The organism is Streptomyces sp. NPDC104309, from assembly GCF_055584025.1.
In genome coordinates this window covers 84,619-107,587 of record NZ_JBVJMV010000028.1, presented here as the reverse complement: position 1 = coordinate 107,587, position 22,969 = coordinate 84,619, and the positions used below count along the sequence as shown (strand labels likewise).

19 protein-coding genes are annotated in these 22,969 nt (G+C 70.8%); 13 read left to right on the top strand and 6 right to left on the bottom strand.

The features are described from left to right. Nucleotides 1–189 precede the first annotated feature (189 nt). The gene (gene argG / locus ACZ68L_RS32005; protein ID WP_469583868.1) at nucleotides 190–1,635 is read right to left on the bottom strand and encodes an argininosuccinate synthase; all 1,446 of its coding nucleotides are present in this window, start codon (nucleotides 1,633–1,635) and stop codon (nucleotides 190–192) included. A gap of 242 nt (nucleotides 1,636–1,877) precedes the next feature. Between argG and ACZ68L_RS32000 the strand changes: the two genes are divergently transcribed. The 12 genes from ACZ68L_RS32000 (at nucleotide 1,878) to ACZ68L_RS31945 (ending at nucleotide 15,965) form a co-directional block, all read left to right on the top strand. Beyond that, the gene (locus tag ACZ68L_RS32000) at nucleotides 1,878–4,562 is read left to right on the top strand and encodes a beta-N-acetylglucosaminidase domain-containing protein (protein WP_469583865.1); all 2,685 of its coding nucleotides are present in this window, start codon (nucleotides 1,878–1,880) and stop codon (nucleotides 4,560–4,562) included. A 231-nt stretch (nucleotides 4,563–4,793) separates the two neighbouring features. After that, the gene (locus ACZ68L_RS31995) at nucleotides 4,794–5,762 is read left to right on the top strand and encodes an NADPH:quinone oxidoreductase family protein (protein WP_469583863.1); all 969 of its coding nucleotides are present in this window, start codon (nucleotides 4,794–4,796) and stop codon (nucleotides 5,760–5,762) included. After that, nucleotides 5,759–6,946, top strand: coding sequence for an acyl-CoA dehydrogenase family protein (locus ACZ68L_RS31990; RefSeq protein WP_469583861.1), 1,188 nt, complete (start codon nucleotides 5,759–5,761; stop codon nucleotides 6,944–6,946). Before ACZ68L_RS31995 ends, ACZ68L_RS31990 begins: the two co-directional genes overlap by 4 nt. After that, nucleotides 6,943–8,073 carry an acyl-CoA dehydrogenase family protein gene (locus ACZ68L_RS31985; RefSeq protein WP_469583858.1) on the top strand — a complete coding sequence of 377 codons (1,131 nt, stop codon included), beginning with the start codon at nucleotides 6,943–6,945 and terminating at the stop codon, nucleotides 8,071–8,073. The genes ACZ68L_RS31990 and ACZ68L_RS31985 overlap by 4 nt, the downstream gene beginning before the upstream one ends. A gap of 174 nt (nucleotides 8,074–8,247) precedes the next feature. After that, nucleotides 8,248–9,852, top strand: coding sequence for an ABC transporter substrate-binding protein (locus tag ACZ68L_RS31980; protein WP_469583855.1), 1,605 nt, complete (start codon nucleotides 8,248–8,250; stop codon nucleotides 9,850–9,852). Between the two features lie 23 nt (nucleotides 9,853–9,875). Next, nucleotides 9,876–10,841 carry an ABC transporter permease gene (locus ACZ68L_RS31975; protein ID WP_469583886.1) on the top strand — a complete coding sequence of 322 codons (966 nt, stop codon included), beginning with the start codon at nucleotides 9,876–9,878 and terminating at the stop codon, nucleotides 10,839–10,841. Next, complete coding sequence (locus tag ACZ68L_RS31970) at nucleotides 10,834–11,691, top strand: ABC transporter permease (protein ID WP_469583853.1); 858 nt, start codon at nucleotides 10,834–10,836, stop codon at nucleotides 11,689–11,691. The genes ACZ68L_RS31975 and ACZ68L_RS31970 overlap by 8 nt, the downstream gene beginning before the upstream one ends. Before the next feature lie 92 nt (nucleotides 11,692–11,783). After that, entirely contained in the window at nucleotides 11,784–12,701 is a 918-nt protein-coding gene (locus tag ACZ68L_RS31965) for an ABC transporter ATP-binding protein (protein ID WP_469583883.1), read from the top strand. After that, nucleotides 12,694–13,386, top strand: a complete 693-nt coding sequence (locus ACZ68L_RS31960) for an ABC transporter ATP-binding protein (RefSeq protein WP_469583849.1) — start codon at nucleotides 12,694–12,696, stop codon at nucleotides 13,384–13,386. Before ACZ68L_RS31965 ends, ACZ68L_RS31960 begins: the two co-directional genes overlap by 8 nt. Nucleotides 13,387–13,477: 91 nt before the next feature. Next, entirely contained in the window at nucleotides 13,478–14,593 is a 1,116-nt protein-coding gene (locus ACZ68L_RS31955) for a ricin-type beta-trefoil lectin domain protein (protein WP_469583846.1), read from the top strand. 134 nt (nucleotides 14,594–14,727) lie between these two features. Then, nucleotides 14,728–15,636 carry a phosphatidylinositol-specific phospholipase C/glycerophosphodiester phosphodiesterase family protein gene (locus ACZ68L_RS31950; RefSeq protein ID WP_469583844.1) on the top strand — a complete coding sequence of 303 codons (909 nt, stop codon included), beginning with the start codon at nucleotides 14,728–14,730 and terminating at the stop codon, nucleotides 15,634–15,636. Between the two features lie 134 nt (nucleotides 15,637–15,770). Then, nucleotides 15,771–15,965 carry a hypothetical protein gene (locus tag ACZ68L_RS31945; RefSeq protein ID WP_361453495.1) on the top strand — a complete coding sequence of 65 codons (195 nt, stop codon included), beginning with the start codon at nucleotides 15,771–15,773 and terminating at the stop codon, nucleotides 15,963–15,965. On the opposite strand, the gene ACZ68L_RS31940 is transcribed toward ACZ68L_RS31945, so the two are convergent. Continuing rightward, nucleotides 15,955–16,134 carry a hypothetical protein gene (locus ACZ68L_RS31940; RefSeq protein WP_469583841.1) on the bottom strand — a complete coding sequence of 60 codons (180 nt, stop codon included), beginning with the start codon at nucleotides 16,132–16,134 and terminating at the stop codon, nucleotides 15,955–15,957. The two genes, ACZ68L_RS31945 and ACZ68L_RS31940, sit on opposite strands and share 11 nt — an antisense overlap. Before the next feature lie 807 nt (nucleotides 16,135–16,941). Here ACZ68L_RS31940 and ACZ68L_RS31935 point away from each other — a divergent pair. Next, on the top strand, nucleotides 16,942–18,531 hold the full coding sequence (locus ACZ68L_RS31935; protein ID WP_469583838.1) for a hypothetical protein: 1,590 nt from the start codon (nucleotides 16,942–16,944) through the stop codon (nucleotides 18,529–18,531). 18 nt (nucleotides 18,532–18,549) lie between these two features. On the opposite strand, the gene ACZ68L_RS31930 is transcribed toward ACZ68L_RS31935, so the two are convergent. The 4 genes from ACZ68L_RS31930 to ACZ68L_RS31915 form a co-directional block, all read right to left on the bottom strand. Continuing rightward, nucleotides 18,550–19,560, bottom strand: a complete 1,011-nt coding sequence (locus ACZ68L_RS31930) for an alpha/beta fold hydrolase (protein WP_469583836.1) — start codon at nucleotides 19,558–19,560, stop codon at nucleotides 18,550–18,552. A 175-nt stretch (nucleotides 19,561–19,735) separates the two neighbouring features. Beyond that, nucleotides 19,736–20,173 carry a DUF779 domain-containing protein gene (locus ACZ68L_RS31925; protein WP_469583834.1) on the bottom strand — a complete coding sequence of 146 codons (438 nt, stop codon included), beginning with the start codon at nucleotides 20,171–20,173 and terminating at the stop codon, nucleotides 19,736–19,738. A gap of 417 nt (nucleotides 20,174–20,590) precedes the next feature. Further along, nucleotides 20,591–21,289, bottom strand: a complete 699-nt coding sequence (locus tag ACZ68L_RS31920; protein WP_469583830.1) for a response regulator — start codon at nucleotides 21,287–21,289, stop codon at nucleotides 20,591–20,593. Further along, entirely contained in the window at nucleotides 21,286–22,884 is a 1,599-nt protein-coding gene (locus tag ACZ68L_RS31915; RefSeq protein ID WP_469583827.1) for an ATP-binding protein, read from the bottom strand. Before ACZ68L_RS31915 ends, ACZ68L_RS31920 begins: the two co-directional genes overlap by 4 nt. Nucleotides 22,885–22,969: the final 85 nt, after the last annotated feature.

The window sequence follows — 22,969 nt, the reverse complement described above, 5'->3', positions numbered from 1 at the left end:
AGGCGCGAGGGTACGAGATCACCGGGGATGTCCTTCCCCGCCGGCCCCGGGGGGCCCGGGCCCCCCCCCCCCCCCCCCCCCCCCCCCCCCGCGGCCGGGGGGGGCCGCGCCCCCCCCCCCCCCCCCCCCCCCCTTCTCCGTTGAGGTGTGCCCCTCGGGGGTGTCGAGCCTTCCGCCCGACGGGCCTGATCAGTCCGTGCCGAACTCCATAGCGGCGCGGTCCAGCATCTCGTCGTCGCCGGAGACCTCGCCGCGTGAGGCGATGGCCTCGGCGCCGCCCTCCGGCATGGTGCCGATCAGCCCGGTCGCGGCCGCCTGGGCAGCGCCGATGGCGGGATTGGCGGTGCCGATCAGGCCGATCCCGGCGTACTGCTCCAGCTTGGCTCGCGAGTCGGCGATGTCGAGGTTGCGCATGGTGAGCTGGCCGATGCGGTCGACCGGGCCGAACGCCGAGTCCTCGGTGCGCTCCATGGACAGCTTGTCCGGGTGGTAGCTGAAGGCCGGGCCCGTGGTGTCGAGGATCGAGTAGTCCTCGCCGCGCCGCAGCCGCAGCGTCACCTCACCGGTGACGGCCGCGCCGACCCAGCGCTGGAGCGACTCCCGCACCATCAGGGCCTGCGGGTCCAGCCAGCGGCCCTCGTACATCAGCCGGCCGAGGCGCCGTCCCTCGTTGTGGTACTGGGCAAGGGTGTCCTCGTTGTGGATCGCGTTGACCAGGCGCTCGTACGCCGCGTGCAGCAGGGCCATGCCGGGCGCCTCGTAGATGCCGCGGCTCTTGGCCTCGATGATCCGGTTCTCGATCTGGTCCGACATGCCCATGCCGTGCCGGCCGCCGATGGCGTTCGCCTCCATCACCAGGTCGACGGGGGAGGGGAACTCCTTGCCGTTGATCGTCACCGGGCGGCCCTGGTCGAAGCCGATGGTCACGTCCTCGGTGGCGATCTCGATCGAGGGGTCCCAGAACCGCACGCCCATGATCGGCTCCACCGTCTCCACGCCGGTGTCCAGGTGCTCCAGGGTCTTGGCCTCGTGAGTGGCGCCCCAGATGTTGGCGTCCGTGGAGTACGCCTTCTCCGTGCTGTCGCGGTAGGGCAGGTCGTGGGCGACGAGCCACTCCGACATTTCCTTGCGGCCGCCGAGTTCGGTCACGAAGTCCGCGTCCAGCCAGGGCTTGTAGATCCGCAGGTGCGGGTTGGCGAGCAGACCGTACCGGTAGAACCGCTCGATGTCGTTGCCCTTGAAGGTCGAGCCGTCGCCCCAGATCTGTACGTCGTCCTCAAGCATCGCCCGGACCAGCAGGGTGCCCGTGACGGCGCGGCCGAGCGGCGTGGTGTTGAAGTAGGCGCGCCCGCCCGAGCGGATGTGGAACGCCCCGCACGTGAGCGCGGCCAGGCCCTCCTCGACCAGTGCCGCGCGGCAGTCGACCAGGCGCGCGATCTCGGCACCGTAGGTCTTGGCGCGGCCGGGCACCGAGGCGATGTCGGGCTCGTCGTACTGGCCGATGTCGGCGGTGTAGGTGCACGGGACGGCGCCCTTGTCGCGCATCCACGCGACCGCGACCGAGGTGTCGAGACCGCCCGAGAAGGCGATGCCGACGCGCTCGCCGGCGGGGAGAGAGGTGAGGACCTTAGACATAGGAAGAGTATGCATAATCTCGCATGATCATGCAAAGTCCGCCGCGATCGTCTTTCCCGGGCCTGAGTCGTCACCTGCTGGCCACGCCCACTGTCATGCGTCGCGAATGGGGATTCTGAGTACAAAATCGCAGGTCAGCGAGTTGATGTTGTCCAGACCATTGACATGTAAGCGTCGTGATGTTGAATTCGGTGTTGTTGTGTTGCGCGACTCCGGTGACTTGAGTGATCAATGGAGGACCAGTGACGCCTCGCCCATCCCGTCTCACCGCGCTCGGCGCGGCGGCGACCCTGCTCGCGGGCGGCCTGCTGACCGCAGTGCCGCCCGCCCAGGCAGCCGACAGCACCCGGACCACCCGTCAGGCGCAGGCCGACGACGGCCGGGGCACTCCGGTCATCACGCCGACCCCGCAGTCCGTGAAGAACCGATCCGACCGGATCACCATCAGCCCCACCGTCACCCTGGTGGCGGGCGCGACCTCCGACGAGCCCTCCCTGCGTGTGGTGGAGAGCGCGCTGCGCCGGGCCGGAGCGCGGCGCGTCGTACGCGGGGACAAGCCCGGCAGGAGCGGGCTCACCGTCCATGTCGGCGATGCCGCCGCGCTCGCCGCCCTGCGTCTCGACGGCCCGTCGGCACTGCCCGCCGACGGCTACGTCCTCGGCATCGGCGCCGGCCGCGTCGTCCTCGCGGGCAAGGACACCACGGGCACGTACTACGCCGCACAGAGCCTGCGCCAGGTTTTGCCGCAGGAGACACATCCGGGTGCCAAGGTCGCCGGGCTCGCCGTGCGCGACTGGCCCGGCACCGCGCTGCGCGGGGTCATCGAGGGCTTCTACGGCACCCCGTGGTCGCATGAGGCCCGGCTCGACCAGCTCGACTACTACGGCGAGCACAAGATGAACATCTACGTCTACTCGCCGAAGGACGACACGTACCTCCGCGCGAAGTGGCGCGACCCCTACCCGGCCGACCGGCTGGCCCAGATCGAGGACCTCGCCGGCCGGGCCGTCGAGCGGCATGTGGAGTTCACCTACGCGCTCTCGCCCGGCCTCTCGGTCTGCTACAGCTCCGATGCCGACGCCGAGGCGCTGGTCGACAAGTTCCAGACGATCTGGGACATCGGCGTGCGGACCTTCGCCGTGCCGCTCGACGACATCAGCTACACCGACTGGAACTGCGCCGAGGACAAGGCGAAATGGGGGACCGGTGGTGGCGCGGCGGGCGCGGCGCAGGCCTATCTGCTCAACCGGGTCAACAAGGAGTTCATCTCCACGCACCCGGGCGCCCAGCCACTCCAGATGGTCCCCACCGAGTACTACAACGTCTCCGCGTCGCCGTACAAGAAGGCGCTGTCCGAGCAACTCGACCCCGATGTCCTCGTCGAATGGACCGGCGTGGGAGTCGTCGCCCCGACCATGACCGTCGCCCAGGCCGAGGCCGCCCGCACGGTCTTCGGCCACCCGATCCTGACGTGGGACAACTACCCGGTCAATGACTACGCGACCGACCGGCTGCTGCTCGGCCCGTTCAGCGGACGGGAGAAGGGGCTGCCCGGCAAGCTGGCCGGGATCACCGCCAACCCGATGATCCAGCCGTACGCCTCGAAGATCGCCCTGTACACCGTCGCCGACTACGCGTGGAACGACGCCGCGTACGACGCCCGTGCCTCATGGGGCGAGGGGCTCAAGGAGTACGCGGGCGGCGACCCGCGTACCGAGAAGGCGCTGCGGGCCTTCGCCGACGTCAACTACAGCTCGGCGCTCAACAAGGACCAGGCTCCCGAACTGGCCGCGGAGTTCGCCGACTACTGGAAGTCCGGCGACGCCGCCCACCTCGCCTCGGTGCTCGGCGTGCTCGGCTCCGCCCCCGACCGGTTGCGCAGCAATCTCCCGGACCGGGGCTTCCTGGCCGACTCCGCCCCGTGGCTGGACGCGACCAAGTCCTGGGCCGTCGCCGCCCGTACGGCTCTGAGCATGGTCGAGGCCGCCCGCACCGGGAAGGGCGCGCAGGCCTGGGAGCTCCGGCAGCGGCTGGTCGCAGAGGTCACCGCGGCGAAGTCCTTCACCTACACCGGCCTCGACGGTCGCAAGGTGCCGGTCCTCGTCGGTGACGGGGTGCTGGACCGCTTCATCGACGCGGCGAACGCCGAGTACGACCGGATACTCGGGGTGAGCGGGCGGCCCTCGGTGACGACCAGCCTGGGTACGTATCAGAGCAACACGCCGGCGCGGATGCTCGACGGTGACGACTCCACCTACTTCTGGAGCGACGGGGCGCCCGCCGCCGGTGACGGGATCACCGTGGACCTGGGCCGGGTACGGGACATCGGCGACATCACTCTCGCCATGGCCAAACCCGGCAGCGCCGACGACTACCTCCACGAAGGCGTTCTTGAGTACTCGGCCGACGGACAGCAGTGGCAGCAGCTCACCGCCTTCTCCGGAAAGCCGGACGTCACCGCGACCGTGCCGGCCGGAACCAAGGCGCGCTATGTGCGGGCGCGGGCGACCGCCGGCCAGGAGAACTGGCTCGTCGTGCGGGAGTTCGGCGTGGCGACCGCGGAGGGAGCCGTGACCGGCGGACCGCCCGCTGCGGCCGGATCCTCGCTGCGGGCGGCCTCCGACGGCGACCCCGGCACCGTCTACCGGGCGGCCCGCGCCCCTGAGGCGGGGGAGGCGCTGGAGTTGACACTCGGCACCGCTCGTTCCGTACGGTCCGTCACCGTCCTGCAGCCGGCCGGATCGGCCGGTCGCGCCGACATCCAGCTGCGGGGCGCCGACGGATCCTGGCTGACCATCGGCGCGCTCGACGGCCCGTACAGCCGGGTGAGCACGGCGGCCCGTACGGCCGACTCGGTACGTCTCGTCTGGCGTACGGGTTCGGCGGCGCCGCAGATCGCCGAGGTGGTGGTGACCGGGCAGGACTGAGGCCCGACGGGCGGACGGGGGCGAGATCCCTCCGTCCGCCACCCCGGCTCACGGAAGGCTCACGCAACCGTCCCACGCCCGGTCCCGCCCGAAGAGTTTCGGGCGGGACCGGGCACAGCCCTGTGCGTCTCCGGCCGAAACCGGCATGGGCAGGTTGTTCCCAGAAAGGCAAGCGACCGCTTAGTATGCGCCGGAGCAGTGGTAATGCCGACAGTGTTGTGGAGGCCCCTCATGCAGGCATGGCGAGTGCACCGGAACGGCGAGCCGAGCGAGGTGATGCGGCTCGAAGAGACCGACCGGCCCACGCCAGGTGACGGGCAGGTGCTCGTCGAGGTGCTCGCGGCGAACGTCAACTTCCCCGACGCGCTGCTCTGCCGCGGCCAGTACCAGGTGCGCCCGCCCCTGCCCTTCACCCCCGGCGTGGAGATCTGCGGCAGGACGGCGGACGGGCGGCGGGTGCTCGCCACCCCGGCTCTGCCGAACGGTGGATTCGCCGAGTACGTCGTCGCGGACGAGGCGGCGCTCCTGCCCGCCCCGGAGACCCTGGACGACGCCGAGGCCGCCGCCCTGCACATCGGCTACCAGACCGGCTGGTTCGGCCTCCACCGCAGGGCACACCTCCGGGCGGGCGAGACCCTCCTGGTCCATGCGGCGGCCGGTGGCGTCGGCAGCGCGGCCGTCCAGCTCGGCAAGGCGGCCGGAGCCACCGTCATCGGTGTCGTCGGAGGCCCCGAGAAGGCCGAGACAGCCACGGCGCTCGGCTGCGACCTGGTCATCGACCGCCGAGGTGAGGACATCGTCGCCGCGGTCAAGGAAGCCACCGACGGACGCGGCGTCGACGTGGTGTACGACCCGGTCGGCGGCGACGCGTACGCCAAGTCCGTGAAGTGCATCGCCTTCGAGGGCCGGGTGGTCGTCGTGGGTTTCGCGAGCGGCGCCATCCCCGCCCCGGCGCTGAACCACGCCCTGGTCAAGAACTACTCGATCGTCGGGCTCCACTGGGGCCTGTACAACACCAAGGACCCCGCCGCGGTCCGCGCCTGCCACGACGAGCTGACCCGTCTGGCGGCTCAGGGGGCCATCAAGCCGCTCATCAGCGAGCGGGTCGAGCTCGCCGGGGCCGCGGCCGCCGTACAGCGGGTCGCCGACGGCACCAGCACCGGCCGGATCGTCGTCCTCCCGTCGGGAGCCGCCCGATGAAGGCCCCCGACGCCGCCGAACTCCGCCGCCGCACCCAGGACCTGCTGGCCGCACACCCCCCTGCCACCACCGACCGCACCGACTTCCTCAAGGCGCGCTTCGACGCCGGGCTCGCCTGGGTGCACTACCCGGCCGGCCTCGGCGGTCTCGACGCGCCGCGATCCCTGCAGCCCGTCGTGGACGCCGAACTCGCTGCCGCGGGCGCCCCCGACAACGACCCGCGCCGGATCGGCATCGGTCTCGGCATGGCCGCCCCCACCATCCTCGGCTACGGCACCGACGAGCAGAAGCAGCGCTTCCTGCGGCCGTTGTGGGTCGGCGAGGAGATCTGGTGCCAGCTCTTCAGCGAACCGGGCGCGGGCTCCGACCTTGCCGCGCTCGGCACCCGCGCGGTCCGCGACGGCGAGGACTGGGTGGTCGACGGGCAGAAGGTCTGGACGTCCAGCGCCCATCTGGCCCGCTGGGCGATCCTCATCGCCCGCAGTGATCCGGACCAGCCCAAGCACCTCGGCATCAGCTACTTCATCTGCGACATGACCGACCCCGGCGTCGAGGTCAGGCCGTTGCGCCAGATCACCGGCGAGGCCGAGTTCAACGAGGTGTTCCTCACCGGTGTACGTATCCCGGACAGCAGGCGCCTCGGCCCGGTCGGCGAAGGCTGGAAGGTCGCCCGGACCACCCTGATGAACGAGCGGGTCTCCATCGGCGGGGCGCGCATCCCGCGCGAGGGCGGCATGATCGGCCCGGTCGCCCGCACCTGGCGAGAACGGCCCGAACTGCGCACCCACGACCTTCATCAGCGCCTGCTGACCCTCTGGGTCGAGGCCGAGGTCGCCAGGCTCACCGGCGCCCGGCTGCGCCAGCAGCTCGTCGCCGGACAGCCTGGCCCCGAAGGTTCCGGAATGAAGCTGGCCTTCGCCCGGCTGAACCAGGAGATCAGCGGCCTGGAAGTCGAACTCCTCGGCGAGGAGGGCCTGTTGTACAGCGATTGGGCCATGCGTCGTCCGGAGCTCGTCGACTTCACCGGACGTGACGCCGGCTACCGCTACCTCCGCTCCAAGGGCAACTCCATCGAGGGCGGCACCAGCGAGGTACTGCTCAACATCGTCGCGGAGCGCGTACTGGGCCTGCCCGTCGAACCGCGCAACGACAAGGACGTCGCCTGGAAGGACCTGGCCCGATGACCGCACCGACCGAAGAGACCCAGGCGCCCGATCTGCTGTACTCCGAGGCCGAGGACGATGTGCGGGCAGCGGTGCGTTCACTGCTCACCGACCGGTGCGACGCGCGGACGGTGCTCGCCCGCGTCGAGTCCGACACGCCCTACGACCCGCGGCTCTGGAAGGCCCTCGCCGCCGACATCGGCGCCGCCGGGCTGCTGGTGCCGGAGCGGCTGGGCGGACAGGGCGCGGGCCATCGCGAGGCCGCGGTGGTGCTGGAGGAGCTGGGCCGCAGCGTCGCCCCCGCCCCCTATCTGACGAGCGCGGTCGTCGCCACCGAGACGCTTCTCGCGCTGCCGACGCAGGACGGGCCGGTCGAAGGACTCCTCGGCGCCCTCGCCACAGGGCGCAAGGTCGCGGTCCTCGCCGTGCCGTTCTCCGCCCCGGAGCCCGGAGCCGCGCAACCGGCCGGTGTCGTCGCCGGCGCGGTGGAGGGGAGGATGACCGGCGTCGCCGACGCGTCCGCGGCCGATGTGCTGCTGGTGCCCACGACCGACGGCCTGTACGCGGTGGAGACCGCAGCCGAAGGCGTCACCGTCGAACCCGTCGTCCCCCTCGACCTGACCCGCCCACTCGCCACCGTCACGCTCGCCGGAGCCGCCGGAACGCGTCTGGCCGACGGCGCGTCCGCGGTCGCCGCGGTACGCCGGGGGCTGTTGGCCGGCGCGGGTCTGCTCGCCTCCGAACAGCTCGGACTGGCCGAATGGTGCCTGACCGAGATGGTCCGCCACACCCGCGAACGGCACCAGTTCAACCGGCCGATCGGCTCCTTCCAGGCCCTTAAACACCGCATGGCACAGCTCTGGCTGGAGGTCGTCTCGGCCCGCGCCGCCGCGCGGAACGCCGCGGACGCCCTCGCGACCGGCAGCCCCGACACGCCGTTGGCGGTGGCCGTCGCACAGGCCTACTGCTCGCAGGTCGCGGTGCACGCGGCGGAGGAGTGCATCCAGCTGCACGGCGGCATCGGCATGACCTGGGAGCACCCGGCGCATCTCTATCTCAAGCGCGCCAAGGCCGACTCGATCGCGTACGGCACGGCCGGGCACCATCGCGGGACCGTCGCCGAACTCGTGGAACTGCCCGCGCCGTAGCCGGACGCGGGGAACGGCCCGCGACACAGGGGGACTTGGGAGCGGAGGTGTGGGCACACCCACCTCCGCTCCGTCGTGCTCCCCTGCGGCGGGGTACCGGGCATCCCTTTACCTGTTGTTTAATTGCGACTGACTCGCAATAACAGTCGATCTTCAATAAGGGATGTGCAGAGTATGACGGCCCGATCGATACGGGGAGCGGCCGCCGTGACGCTGGCGACCGTGCTGTCGTTGACCGCGGCGGCCTGTTCACAACCGGGTGGCGCGGACGGCGGCGGCTCCGGCTCGGGCGCGGGGGACTCGGCGGTGGTCGGTATCGCCTACGAGCCCGACAGCCTCAGCCCGCTCCTGGGCTACGGCAAGGACGGCAACTCCAAAATATTCGACGGGCTGCTCGCCCTCGACGGGAACATGAAGCTGCGGCCCGCGCTCGCCGCGGCCCTGCCCGAGGTGGGCGACGACGGACTGACGTACACGTACAAGCTCCGCAGCGGCGTGAAGTTCAGCGACGGGAAGCCGTTCGGTGCCAAGGACGTCGTCTTCACCTACCGCACCATCCTCGACGAGAAGACCAACAACGCGTCCCGGACCGAACTGGACGCGGTGAAGAGCGTCGAGGCGTCCGGCGACGACACCGTGGTCTTCACGCTCAAGTACCCCTACGCACCCTTCGCGCAGCGCACGGTCCTGCCCATCGCCCCCGAACACGTCGCGGGCAAGCAGGATGTCAACACCGGCGCCTTCACCACCCACCCCATCGGCACGGGACCGTACCTCCTCACCAAGTGGTCCAAGGGCGAGAAGCTGAGCTTCAGGGCCAACCCCGACTACTGGGGCGGCGCGCCGAAGGTGAAGAAGTTCACCATGGCGATCATCAAGGACGACGACGTACGCGCCACCCGGCTGCGCTCCGGCGAGCTCGACGGCGCGATCCTGCCGCCCAACCTGGCCGAGGGCTTCGCCCGCGGCAGCGGTATGCGGACGTACGCCGCCACGACGTACGACTACCGCACGGTGACCCTGCCCACCCACAACAAGGTCGCGGGCGACACCGCGATCCGCCGCGCCCTCGACGTCGCCGTCGACCGCCGGGCCATGGTCGACTCCATCCTCAACGGCGAGGGCAGGCCGGCCTACGGTCCCGTCCCCACCGACAGCGAGTGGTTCACCAAGGGCACCGAACGCACCCACGACCTGGCCGCCGCGAAGAAGATCCTCGACAAGGCCGGGTGGAAGCCCGGCAAGGACGGCATCCGCACCAAGGACGGCGTACGCGCGGCGTTCCCGCTCTGGTACCTCACCGGCGACAAGCTCCGTCAGGACCACGCGCTCGCCTATGCCTCCGACGCCAAGAAGGCCGGCATCGCCATCACCACCGAGGCCGGGACCTGGGAGGTCATCGAGCCCCGGATGAAGCAGGACGCGGTCCTCGCCGGAGGCGGATCGCCCGCAGACCCCGACTTCGACCAGTACACCCTGCTGAAGTCCTCGCTCGCGGGCGACGGCTTCAACAACATGGCGTGGTACGACAACAAGGCCGTCGACCAGGCCCTCGAAGCGGGCCGCAGAAGCGGTGACAAGGCCGCACGCAAGGCCGCCTACGACACCGTCCAGCGCGAACTGGTGAAGAACCCCGGCTACACCTTCCTCACCCACATCGACCACCTCTACGTCGTGAAGGACCGTTTCGGCACCCTCACCACCCAGGTCGAACCGCACGACCACGGCCTGGCTTCCGGCCCGTGGTGGAACGTCGAGGACTGGACGCCGAAGAAGTGAGCCATCGCCTCCCCTGGGGGCCGATGGGCAGGATGGCGGGACGGCGGGTACTGCTCGCCGTTCCCGTCCTGGCCGTCGTGACGTTCGGCGTTTTCGCCGTGGCCGCAGCCTCCCCTTTCGACCCGGTCAAGGCGTACGCGGGCACCGCGGGCCTCACGGCCTCGCAGGAGAACCTCGATCAGCTGCGGGCCAACCTCGGCGTCGACCAGCCCCTCGTGACCCGCTGGTGGAACTGGCTGACCTCCGCGCTGAGCGGCGATCTCGGCGACTCCGGCGTGATGCGCCAGCCGGTCGCCGATGTCATCGGCGAACGCCTGGGCTGGTCCGTGCTGCTCGCCGCGACCGCGTTCCTCGTCGCCGTCGTGCTGGGAACCGGCCTCGGCGTGCTGGCCGCGCGCAGGCCCGGCGGCCTCCTCGACCGGTGTGCCGGCTCGGCCGCGTACACACTCGAAGCCGCCCCGGCCTTCTGGCTCGGACTGCTCGCCATCTGGTTCTTCGCCCTGAAGCTCGATGCGCTCCCGGCCGGCGGCCTCACCGATCCGGCCAGCGACACGGTCACCGCCGGCCAGGTCGCCACCCATCTGGTGCTCCCCGCGGCCGTGCTCGGGATCTCCCAACTGCCCTGGTTCTTCCTCTACGTACGCCAGGGCGTCGCCGACGCGCTCGACGAGGACCCGGTGCGCGGGGCCCGTGCCCGCGGACTGCGTGAACGCACCGTGCTGCTCGGCCACGCACTGCGTTCCGGGATGCTGCCGATGCTCACCCTCATCGGCTCCCGCGTCCCCGAACTCATCACCGGTGCCCTGCTCGTCGAGACGGTCTTCAGCTGGCCCGGCATCGCCGCCGCCACCGTGCAGGCCGCCACCTCCGTCGACTTCCCGCTGCTCGCGGCACTCACGGTGCTCGCCACCGCGGCGGTCGTCCTCGGCAACCTTCTCTCCGATCTGCTGTACGCGATCGCCGACCCGAGAGTGGGCTTCGATGGCTGAACCCGCCTTCGGGAACGCCCGCCGCGCCACCCGCCGCATCCGCGTCTTCAGTTCCGTCGGAATCGTCGCCGCGGTGGTGTTCGCGGTCCTCCTGGTACCGCCGCTGGTCCAGCTCGACCAGCAGGCCGTCGACCTCGCGGCGAAACTTCGGCCGCCGTCCTGGGAGCACCCGTTCGGCACCGACGACGTCGGCCGCGACCTGCTCCTGCGATGTGTCTACGGGCTCCGCGTCTCGCTGCTCGTCGGCATCGTCGCCGGGGTCACCGCCACCGTCATCGGCACCGCGGTCGGCGCGCTCGCCGCCGCCTTCGGGGGGTGGACCGACCGGATCGTCATGCGACTCGTGGACACCTTCTCGTCCGTACCGCATCTGCTGCTCGGCATCTTCATCATCGCGATGTTCCGGCCCGGCGTCGGACCGGTGATCGTGTCCGTCGCCCTCACGCACTGGCTCTCGACGGCCCGGATCGTCCGCTCCGAAGTGCTGTCGCTGCGCTCGCGGCCGTTCATCGACGCGGCGATCTCCGGCGGCGCCTCGCGCGGGCGGGTCGTCGTCCGGCATCTGCTGCCCGCGGTGCTGCCACAGGCGGCTCTCGCGGCGGTGCTCATGGTGCCGCACGCCATGTGGCACGAGTCCGCCCTCTCCTTCCTGGGGCTCGGACTCCCCACCCACCAGGCGAGCCTGGGCAACCTCGTGCAGCAGGCGCGCGGTTCGCTGCTCGCCGGGGACTGGTGGCCGACGCTCTTCCCCGGTCTGTTCCTGATCATCCCGACCCTCGCTCTGGCGGGTCTCGCCGGCGCCTGGCGGGAACGGATCAACCCCCGACGCCGATCGGAGCTGATGCTGTGAAGACCACCCCGGACCCCCAGGCTCCGGACCCCCGGGCTTCGGACTCGTCGGCCCCGGTGCTCTCCGTCCGCGGGCTCTCCGTCCGCTTCCGGATGCGCGGCGGACGGCACATCGCGGCGGTCAGCGACGCGCACTTCGACCTTGCCGCAGGGGAGTGCCTGGCCCTGGTCGGCGAGAGCGGCTGCGGCAAGTCCGTGCTCGCCTCCGCGCTGCTGGGGCTGCTCCCCGGCAACGCGCGCACCGCGGGCTCGGCGGTGCTCGGTGACGGCACCGATCTCCTCACCGCCGATGAGCGGACCCTCGCCCGCACGATACGGGGCCGCCGCGTCGCGCTCGTACCGCAGAGCCCCGCAGCCCACCTCACCCCGGTCCGTACGGTGCGGGCCCAATTGGAGGAGACCCTCCGCGAACTGACCGGCACCCGGAAGCCTGCGCTGCGCGCCGCGGCTGAGCAGGCCGCCGCGCGGGCCGCGTTTCCGGTCGACCACCTGGACAACCACCCGCACCAACTCTCCGGCGGACTCGCCCAGCGCGCCGCCACCGCGCTCGCCCTGATCGGTGACGCGCCTGTGCTCCTGGCCGACGAACCCACCACCGGACTCGACCGCGACCTGGTCGAGCGGACCGTGGACGAACTGCGCCGGCACACCGACGGGGGCCGGGCGCTGCTGATCATCACCCATGACCTGGCGGCGGCCGAACGGATCGCCGACCGGGTCGCCGTGATGTACGCGGGCCGCATCATCGAGCTCGACGACGCCGACCGTTTCTTCGGCGAGCCGGGTCCGCGCCACCCGTACGCCCGCGGCCTCGTCGACGCCCTGCCCGAGCGTGCGTTCACCGCCATTCCCGGAATGCCGCCGGAGCTCGGAGGACTTCCCGAGGGCTGCGCGTTCGCGCCCCGCTGCGGTCGCGCCGACGACCGGTGCTCCGTACCGCCCCCGTTCGACGGCCGTCTGGCCTGTCACCACGGTGTGCGGGCAGGCGCGGAGGAGTCCACCCATGCTTGAACTCAGTTACGTCACCGCCGGATACGACCCCCGCGACCCCGTCGTCCGCGATGCCTCGCTGGCGGTCGCCCCCGGAGAGTCCGTCGGGCTGCTCGGCCCGAGCGGCTGCGGCAAATCCACCCTGGCCAGGGTCGCCGCCCTGCTGCACCGGCCGGACGCGGGTACGGTCATGCTCGACGGCCGACCGGTACGGGGCTGGCGGTACCGCGCCCCGCGTGCCCAGCGCACGGCAGTCGGCGTCGTCTTCCAGCAGCCCCGGCTCTCGGCCGACCCCCGGCTCAGTCTGCGCGAACTCATCGCCCAACCGCTGCGGGCGACCGGGCGGCGCACGGAGGTGCCGGACCGGGTGGCCGAGCTGGCACCGGCCGTCGGACTCACGGCCGAACTGCTGAACCGGCGCCCGCACGAGGTGAGCGACGGTCAGTTGCAGCGCGCCTGCCTGGCGAGGGCGTTGGTCCTGCGGCCACGCTGGCTGATCTGCGACGAGATGACCGCGATGCTCGACGCGTCGACGACCGCCGCGCTGGTCGCGGTGGTCGAGGCGTACCGACGCGAGCACGGGGCCGGACTGCTGGCCGTCGGCCACGACCGGGTGCTGCTGGAACGCTGGTGCGACCGCACGGTCGGCTGGCAGGAGATCTCCGGACCGGGAGCACCGCGGGAGTCCATCAGTCCGACCGGATAAGTCCATGCCCATCGCGCTGTGCCCACTCCACCATGTTTGACGAGCTCATGACCGGTCGGTCATTCGGCCCGTCCGACAAGAGGAGTGGGGCATGCGCACAGCACGCGCCGTCGTCATCATGGTGATCCTTGCCGTCGCCGCCTGTCTGGGGTCGGCCGGACCGTCCGTCGCGTCCGGCCGGACCCCGGGGTCGTACAGCAACTACACGTTCCCGTCAGGGACGTCGGCCCTCGACGAGGTCACCTTCGGAGTGACCGTCCAGTCCGACCCGGGCCGGGCGAACGTCTTCTGGTCCCACCAGTTCGGCTTCACCAACGGGGTCGGCGGCTACATCGGCATGCAGCGCAACCGCTCCGGCGGAGGCCTGTTCCTCTTCTCGCTCTGGGACGCCACCGGAGGCCGGGCGGGAAGCACCGGCACGTACTGTCAGACCTTCGCCGAGGGCGGTACCGGATACACCTGCCGGCTGGGCGAACGCTTCACCGCAGGGCACCACTACCGGTACCGCGTCGCACCGGATACGACGGCCGGCTGGTACAAGGCCACGATCAGTGATGTCACCGCCGGTACGTCATTCGTCCTCGGCAGCCTTCAGGTGGGTTCGGGTGCGGCGGTCGCGCCGGGCGGCATGGTCGACTGGGTCGAATACTTCGACTGGAACAACAACGCCGCCACCTGCGCCGACTCGCCCTACTCCCAGGCATTCTTCGACCTCCCCGCCGGTACGTCGGGCGGCGGTGCCGTCACAGCCGCCCTCGGCTCCACCAGCGTCAGCAGCACGTGCTCCAGCGGTGCCAAGGTGTCCGGCCAAAGTGGTGGGAGCGTGCACGTGGACGGCATCGGCAACTCGTCGTCCGGATCGATCACCGGCACAGGAGGTGTCTGCGTCGACATCCCCGGCGGCACCGTCGGAGCTCAGCTGAACCTCTGGAGCTGCAACGGCGGCAACAATCAGAACTGGGTGCGGGCCGCCGACGGCACCCTGCGGGCCCAGTTCACCTGCATGACCGTGAGCGGCACCGCCGTACGGACCGCTGCCTGCGACGCATCGGCCGCCCAGCAGTGGCGGCTGAACGGGACGGCCCTGGTGAATCCCGCCACCGGACAGTGCCTCGACGCCTACGGAGGCGGCAGCGCCAACGGCACCCCGCTCATCCTCCATATCTGCGGCGGTGGCGCCAACCAGCGCTGGGCAGTCCCGGCCTGACCCGGGGAACAGCAGGCGACGAGGGTACGGCGATCCGGTCAACTCTTGTGCGGTGCAATCCCGTTGAGCGACTTCTGATTCCATAATCGGTCGCGTCCGGCCGTCCGGCCCACCCCTCGTCCCCGGGAGAACCCATGGCGTTCCCGACCCGTCGAAGCGTCGTCAGCACCGCGCTCGCGACCGTGGCCGCAGGCACGATGCTGACTCTGCAGACAGCCGCCGCGTCCGCCGCGCCCTCGTCCCCGGGCCGGCGCCGCCCGCGCCCGCTGCGCCGGGCCCACGCGCACAACGACTATCTGCACACGCGCCCCCTGCACGACGCACTCGCCCACGGTTTCACCAGCGTCGAGGCCGACGTCTTCCTGGTGGACGGGGAGTTGCTGGTCGCCCACGAGGTCGCCGACCTCGACCCCACCCGCACCCTTGCCTCGCTCTATCTCGACCCGCTGCTGGGCAGGGTCCGCGCCCATCACGGCACGGTCCACCCCGACTACCGCGAACCCGTTCAGCTGCTGATCGACATCAAGACCGACGGGGTGGCCGCCTACCTCGAACTGGACCGGCAACTCCGCCACTACCGGGCGATGCTGACGACATATCATCACGGCCGGGTCCGGCCCGGCGCGATCACGGCCGTCGTCTCCGGTGATCGCGCCGCCCGCGTCCCCATGGAGGCGCAGCGCACGCGTTACGCCTTCTACGACGGCCGGCCCGACGACCTCGGCACCGCGGCCGCCGCCTCGTTCATCCCGCTCATCAGCGGCAGCTGGAGCGACAGCTTCGTCTGGCGCGGAGCGGGCCCCTTCCCCGCGGCCGAACGCGAGAAACTGCGTTCCCTCGTCGCCGCGGCCCACCGCAGCGGCCGGCGTGTCCGTTTCTGGGCCACGCCCGACGACGTGGGGCCGGAGCGCGACGCCGTGTGGACCGAACTGCTGGCGGCCGACGTCGACCACCTCAACACCGATGACCTGGCGGGGCTGGAACACTTCCTGCGTACCCATGACAGGGACGCCCGGACCGGCACCGCGCCCCTCGGCGGCTGACGGGGCGCACCGATCCCGATGTGACAGACAGTCAACACCCGTATGGCGGACATGCCAGTCCGCCGGATGGCCTTCCGGCTGCGCCACACTGGCGGCCGAATGCCGCAATTCCGGCGCGGCTAAGGAGGTTGGCCATGGCCATTTCGATCTCACTGGTGGTGCTTCTGCTGATCCTTGCGGTGGTCTTCCTCCGCAACGGGGGGCTGAAGATCTCGCACGCGGTGGTCTGCGCCATGCTCGGGTTCTTCCTCGCGGGGACGAGCATGGCGCCGACCATTCAGAACGGACTGACGGCCACGGCCGACGTTGTCAGCAGTCTCAAACCCTGACTCCGGCGTCCCGTCCGGTGACCGGGGCCCGGCGGGCGAACACGGGGGCGCCCCCATCGGCGAAGGCGATCGCGGTGGCTCGGCCGATGCCGATGCCGATGCCGATGCTGATGTCGGCTCCGGTGACGTCGACGGTCCGGCGGGTCCGCGGTGTGGAGTTGCTGCCCATGCCCGTCATCGTTCGACCCCGCCGCCCATGACGAGGCCGAGCCACGGGGCGGATGGGCCCCGAAGCGGGGCGCGACGGGTGTGGGCCTCCGTGCCCGTCGGAATCGATCCGAGACGCTCCGGAACAGGCCTGATCCGGACCGTTTCACGAGCAGAAGGTGATCCTTCCGAACAGCCGGCAGCGCGAAGCCGTCATCGGGGAACGACCCGGTCGGCCATGTCCTTCAGGCGTTTCCCCACCCCCTGATGCAGGCGCTCGGCCACCGTCTTCCTTCGTCCGTGCCCGAGTTGATCCTTCGTGAGCTGACCAGGCGCAGTGCCGACCAGTTGCTGGACCGGCTCGAATGCCGATGGAAGCTCCGCTGGGCCCACGCGCTCCACGAGAAGGGCGAGGACGGCCGGCATCGCTGGAGTGCCACGGACATCGCCGAGCGACTGCTGCGGCCCGGTTCCTGTTCCCATCCGGAGTGCGAGGACGGCGCCCGCGTGACCACCGACACCGCGTGCACGCACTGCCGACGGCCCGGACATGGCTTCCTTCCTTCAGCGGCCGGACGAGCCGCCACCTCGGACCACGCACGGCGACGGCCCCCGAGACCCGACGGGCGATGCTCGACCACCGCGACCGTGCACGACGTCACGGCCGGTAACCCGGACCCGTGCCCGGCTGACCCGGGTCGTCTCGCGACGCGCCGTATTGCGGTGCCGTGAAGCGGGCATGAAACACCGCGCACTTCCATGGACACCTCAAGGCGGTGGCTCTAGCGTCGTGCGGCGGCGCGACCTCCGTACCCGAACGAGGAGTCCGATGTTTCCTTCGTCCCGAAGAGCGCGTGCCCGCGCGCTGGTCCTGGCGCTCGCCCTCTGCGGCACCGCACTCCTGGCGCCAGGCACCGCGGCCTCGGCGGGCGAGATCCCCAAGGCCCCAGGACACCGTCTGGTCGGTGACTACCAAGGGGCGCCAGCCACGGCCTCGCCCGTACCCGGGCAGGCACCACCGCAGCACCCCTTCCTCGCCCCCAACGGACGCAGCACCATGCACGCCGACGCGGCGGGCAGCGGCACCCACCCGTACTCGGGCCCTCTCGGCCGCAGCCCCGCAGTCCGCAGCGAGAAGATCGCCCCGCTCGGCGGGGAGTGTGCCACCGCCACGTTCGACTCGGCGGGCCGGCTGATCACGGTGTGCGGCACATTCACCGGCTTCCTGCTCAAGCTCCTCGATCCGCGCACCCTCGACACCCTGGCCGAGTACAAGCTCCCGCAACGCTCCTCGACCGTCGAGGCCATCACCCGCCTCGACTTCTCGAAGATCTTCAAGGACACGTCGGGCGGCGCCTACTTCTACCTCGACGAGCAGGACCGCGTGGTCCTCGCCGACTCCCGCCAGCACATCCTGCGGATCGCCCACGAGCGTACGGCGGACGGCAGTTGGCGCTTCGTAGCCGATAACGACTGGGATCTCACCGGGCAGGTGCCGCACGACTGCGTCAGCTGGGCCAACCTCTTCCCCAGCGGCACCTGCGATCCCGTCACCTCCGTGATGCCCGACTGGCAGGGTCGCATCTGGTGGGTGACCCGGCTCGGCAGGGTCGGTACAGTCGACCCCAAAACGTCCGTCATCCGCTCGGTGCGGCTCACGGGGGAGGAGATCCAGAACTCGTTCTCCGTAGCGGAGGACGGTGTCTCGATCGTCTCCGACCATGCCCTCTACAGCTTCGCGGCCTCGACGGACGGAACACCGCGGGTGCAGTGGCGGCAGACGTACGACCGGGGAACCGGCACCAAACCCGGCTCGGTCAACCAGGGCTCCGGCACCACGCCGGACCTCTTCGGCGACGGGGACGACTATGTCGCGATCACCGACAACGCCGACGACCGGATGAACGTCCTGGTCTACCGCCGCGCCATCGACGTGCCCGCGGACCGGCGGCTCGTCTGCAAGGTTCCGGTCTTCGGCTCCGGTGCCTCGACCACCGACAACTCCATGATCAGTTGGGGCAACAGCCTCGTCGTGGAGAACAACTACGGCTACGAGAACCTGACGTCCCTGCTGCTCGGGAGGAGCGTCGTGGGCGGTGTCACCCGGATCGACGTACGGGCGGACGGCAGCGGCTGCGACACCGTGTGGCAGAGTGCCGTCCGTTCACCCTCTACCGTGCCCAAACTCTCCACCGGCAATGGTCTGTTGTACTTCTACGAGAAGGATCCCAACAGTCTCGGCATCGACGCCTGGTACCTCACCGCGGTGGACTTCCGCACCGGTGAGCGCCGTTGGAAGAAACTCACCGGCACCGGCCCCTCGTACGACAACAACTGGGCGCCGATCACCATCGGTCCCGACGGAACGGCGTACGTGGGCGTGTTCAACGGAATCGTCGCGGTTCGGGACACGGAGTGACCGGGGCTGCCCGCGGGCTCAGCCGGCGGCGCGCACCTGAGGCGATCCCAGCCATGCGGTGAGCAGTCGGTTGACGTCGGCGGCGCGCTCCTGCTGGATCCAGTGCCCGCACCCCCGCAGGATGTGGGAGGAGACCAGTCCGGGCAAGGTCTCGGGGAAGCTCTCGATGGCGTCGGCCATCCAGGTGGTCGACGCGTCGAGCTCCCCGCCGATGAACAGCGAGGGCTGTCCGATCGGCGCGCCGTCCCAGGCCGCGAGGTCCTCCCAGTCATGGTCGACGTTGCGGTACCTGTTGAGCGCCCCGGTTAGGCCGGTCCGCTCGAACTCCGCCGCGTAGAAATCGAGATCGGTCCCGCTCAGCCAGGAAGGACGGGCGCCGGAGGGGAACCGGTCCCGGAGCCGTGCCCCCGGCGGGACGAAGAAGAGACTGCCCTCACCGCCCGACGGCATCGTGTCGGCGGAGAGTCCGGCGTAGAACCCGGCCAGCCAGCCGCGCACATCGGGTTCGATCTCCGCCTCGGCCCGTCCCGGGGTCTGGAAGTAGCTGACGTAGAACTCCTCGTCACCACCGATGCGGCTGAAGGCTTCGGTCGGCCGGTGACCGTTCCGCGGTGCGTACGGGACGCTGAGCAGGGCCACGGAGGTGAAGACCTCGGGCATGAGCAGCGCGCTGCTCGCCGCGATCGTCGAACCCCAGTCGTGGCCCACGATCGTCGCGGACCGTTCACCGAGTGCGTGGACGACACCGACGTTGTCGGCGACGTGGTCCGCCATCCGGTACGCCTCCGCCTCACCGGGCTTCGACGAGCGTCCGTAGCCACGCACATCGACGGCGACCGCGCGACAGCCCGCCGCGGCGATGGCCGGCAACTGGTGGCGCCACGAGTACCACGACTCGGGGAAGCCGTGGACCAGCAGGACCAGGGGGCCGGTTCCCTGCTCCACCAGATGGATACGTCCGCCGGGCACCTCCACCAGTCGGTGGACGGCGTCCGGCAGCGAAGCGGTGTGCGGATCGGTGAATGGCATGTGCTTCTCCTCGTGGGTGCGACCGGCTGCCGTGCGCGGGGGCCGCCGAGCGACGCGGGTCACCCGGCCGGGTGTGCCTCGCCCATCGGTTCAACCTGTGCAACGATCATTCGGCCGGCGCCACCGGACCCACAAGCATTCTTGCCGCTTCGGCAAACGGTCCGTGTGCGGCTTCTCAGGAGCCGACGAGCCGGGACCGGATCAGGAACCGCACGCCTTCCGGGGCCTCCAGGGAGAATCCGCTGCCCCGCCCCTCCACCACATCGATGATCAGCCGTGTGTGCGCCCACGCCTCGAACTGACTCCTCGACATCCAGAACGGCACACGCTCCGCCACCCCGTCGACGTCGAGCGGGGCCAGCAGCACATCGGAGCCGCCGGTGCGGAACTCGCCGTCCTGGTAGCACATGGGCGCGCTGCCGTCGCAACAACCGCCCGACTGATGGAACATCAGCGGACCGTGTGCCTCGCGCAACCGGCGCACCAGATCCGCGGCCACGGGGGTGAGCTCCACCGGCGGCGCTTCCGGCGGGCTCGTCGTGGACCCGCTCGTCGGGGATTCCTCGCCGTCCGGGCGGCCCGGGAGCGGATGCTGCCTCTCGTCTCGGTTCATGTATCAGCCTTTGTCGCATCGCATGGTGCACCGGTCGGCCGGGACGATCGGTGCGAACGCTACCAGCCCGGTTCCGTTCGGCAAGGGGCGTGCGAACGCGGCGGTCCCGGCGTCCGACGGCTCGCGCGATCGTCCGTGCGGCGCCGGCCGTCGGTGCGGCACAGTCCCACCGGCCGGCCTTCGCCCCCGCGGCCACGTCCGGACCGGTGCCGCAGCGCGTCGCGGCCCTCCTGCGGGCCCCGGGGCCGCACAGCCGTCGGGCACCGGCCGCCGTGGCCGCCCTCCTCCTGTGTATGAGGGCCACCTCGCTCGCCGGGGTTGCGGCCGATGTGCGCGACCTGCACCGCAGCGTGGAGGTGGGACAGGGGGAGCCGCCGGACGGCTGAGAGCCGGTGCGGGCGTGTCGTCGTGCGCTCCTCAGCTCGCCTTCGACCAGGCGTAACGGTGTTCGGGTCGGCCTGTGTCACCGTACTTGAGGCTGAGGCTGATGCGGCCCGCGCTCTCCAGGTACTTGAGGTACCGCTGGGCGGTGGAGCGGCTCAGGCCCGCCCGCGCGGCGACCTCGTGTGCGGACAGTGGCTCGTCGGCGGCCGACAGGACATGGCGGATGACGTCGGCCGTGGGTGCCGAGTGGCCCTTGGGCAGACCCGCCGCGGGGCCGGACTCCGCCGTGCGCAGGGCGCCGAAGATCTGGTCGACCTGCTCCTGGCCCGCCTCGCCGCGACCGCCCCCCACGCCTTCGAGGGTCCGGCGCAGGGTGGCGTAACTCTCCAGCTTGGACCGCAGACCGGCGAAGCTGAACGGTTTGACCAGGTACTGCAGCGCGCCGTACCGCAGCGCGGTCCGGACGGTCGACACGTCACGGGCGGCGGTCACCATGATCACATCGGCCGGATGGCCGAGCTGGCGCAGCCGCCGCACCAGGGTCAGTCCCGTCTCGTCCGGAAGATAGTGATCGAGCAGAACGAGATCGACGTGTTCGCGCTCCAGGAAGGCCAGCGCCTGCGCGGCGCTGTGCGCACGCGAGATGACGCGGAATCCGGGAACCTTCGCCACATACGCGGCGTTGATCTCGGCGACACGGAAGTCGTCGTCCACCACCAGGACATCGATCATCGCATATCTCCCACTTCGGTCAGCGGCCGGACGCTCAGTGCCTCGGGCAGGACGACGGTGAAGACGGCGCCGCCACCGGCCCGGGCCGTGACGCGAGCCGCGCCACCGTAGCGCTCGGCCAGTCTGCGCACCAGCGCCAGACCGAGCCCGCGTCCGCGATGCGCGGGGGACTCCTTGGTGGACCAGCCCTCGGTGAAGATGTGCTCGCGCATGTCGGGCGGCACCCCGGGGCCGTTGTCGCTGACCCGCAGGACCGCGGTGGTGCCCTCGGCGAGCAGTTCGACCTCGATGAGCGAGGCGACGTCGAGGGCGTTGTCGATGAGGTTGCCGAGGATCGTCACCAGATCGCGCGGGTCCACCACCACGTCCGGGAGCCGGGTGGCCGGCGAGACGAGCAGGGACGCACCCCGCTCCGCCGCGATCGCCGACTTGCCCACGAGCAACGCCGAGATCAACGGATCGTTGACGCGTTCCGCGACCTGCTCCGCCGATGCCCGGTGACCATTGGCCACCTCCGCGACGAATTCCACCGCGGCCTCGTGCCTGCCGAGCTCCAGCAGTCCGAGCAGGGTGTGCAGCCGGTTCGCGTGCTCGTGGTCCTGGGCGCGCAGCGCGTCCAGGAGCCCGTGCGTGGAGTCCAGCTCGCGGCCGAGCAGCTCCAGCTCGGTGCGGTCGCGAAGGGTGACGACGGCTCCGCCGTCACCGGTGGGCATGCGGTTGGCGATCAGCACGCGACCGTTGCAGACGGTGATCAGGTTGGCGCCGTCGACCCGTCCCGCCAGCACCTCCGACGTACGGCCCGGCGGCAGTACCTCGCCCAGCGTGCGTCCGACGGCCTCCTGGTCCAGCTCCAGCAACCGCTGGGCCTCGTCGTTGAGCAATCGGATCCGGCCCCGGGCGTCGAGGGCGAGAACCGCCTCGCGAATGCTGTGCAGCATGGCTTCGCGCTCGTCCAGCAACGCGGAGATGTCGGCGAAGGCGAGGCCGTGGGTGCTGCGCTGCAGCCGCCGTGAGACGGCCAGCGCGGCCAGCACACCGGCGGCGAGCGCCGCCCCGGAGTAGAGCAGCAGACCGGGGATGGCTTCGAGCAGCCGCGTGTGGACGCTGTCGTAGGCGATGCCCACCGAGACCGCGCCCACGATGGTGTGCCGGCTGTCCCGCAGCGGGACCTTCGCGCGTGCCGAGCGGCCCAGGGTTCCGTTGTCGATCTGCATGATCTCCTGGCCGGACAGCGCCGTACTCGGGTCGGTCGAGACGTGCTTGCCGATCTCCTCGGTCTCGGTGTGCGACCAGCGCACCCCCCGGGTGTCCATGACCACGATGTAGAGCGCTCCGGTGGCGTGCCGCATGCGCTCGGCCTCGGCCTGCACCGGCCCCGTGGGGGTGGGGTCGGTACGCGTCAGGTTGCGCACCAGACCGGGTTCGACGGCGGCGGTCTGGGCGATGGACAGGGCCTGACGCATCGCCTGGTCGTCGAGCTGGTGACTCAGGGGCGCGAGGAAGAGCCCGGTGACGAGCATGATCACGCCCGTGGTGATGGCCACCTGGGTGAGCAGGACCTGGGCGAAGACACGGCGGGGCCAGTGAATCCGCATGTGCTCGCCCTCTGCCTTCCGCCAACCAGGAACCTGATGCTCCGTTTCGTCCTCGTGTGAACGCAAGGTAAACGTCACCGACGCC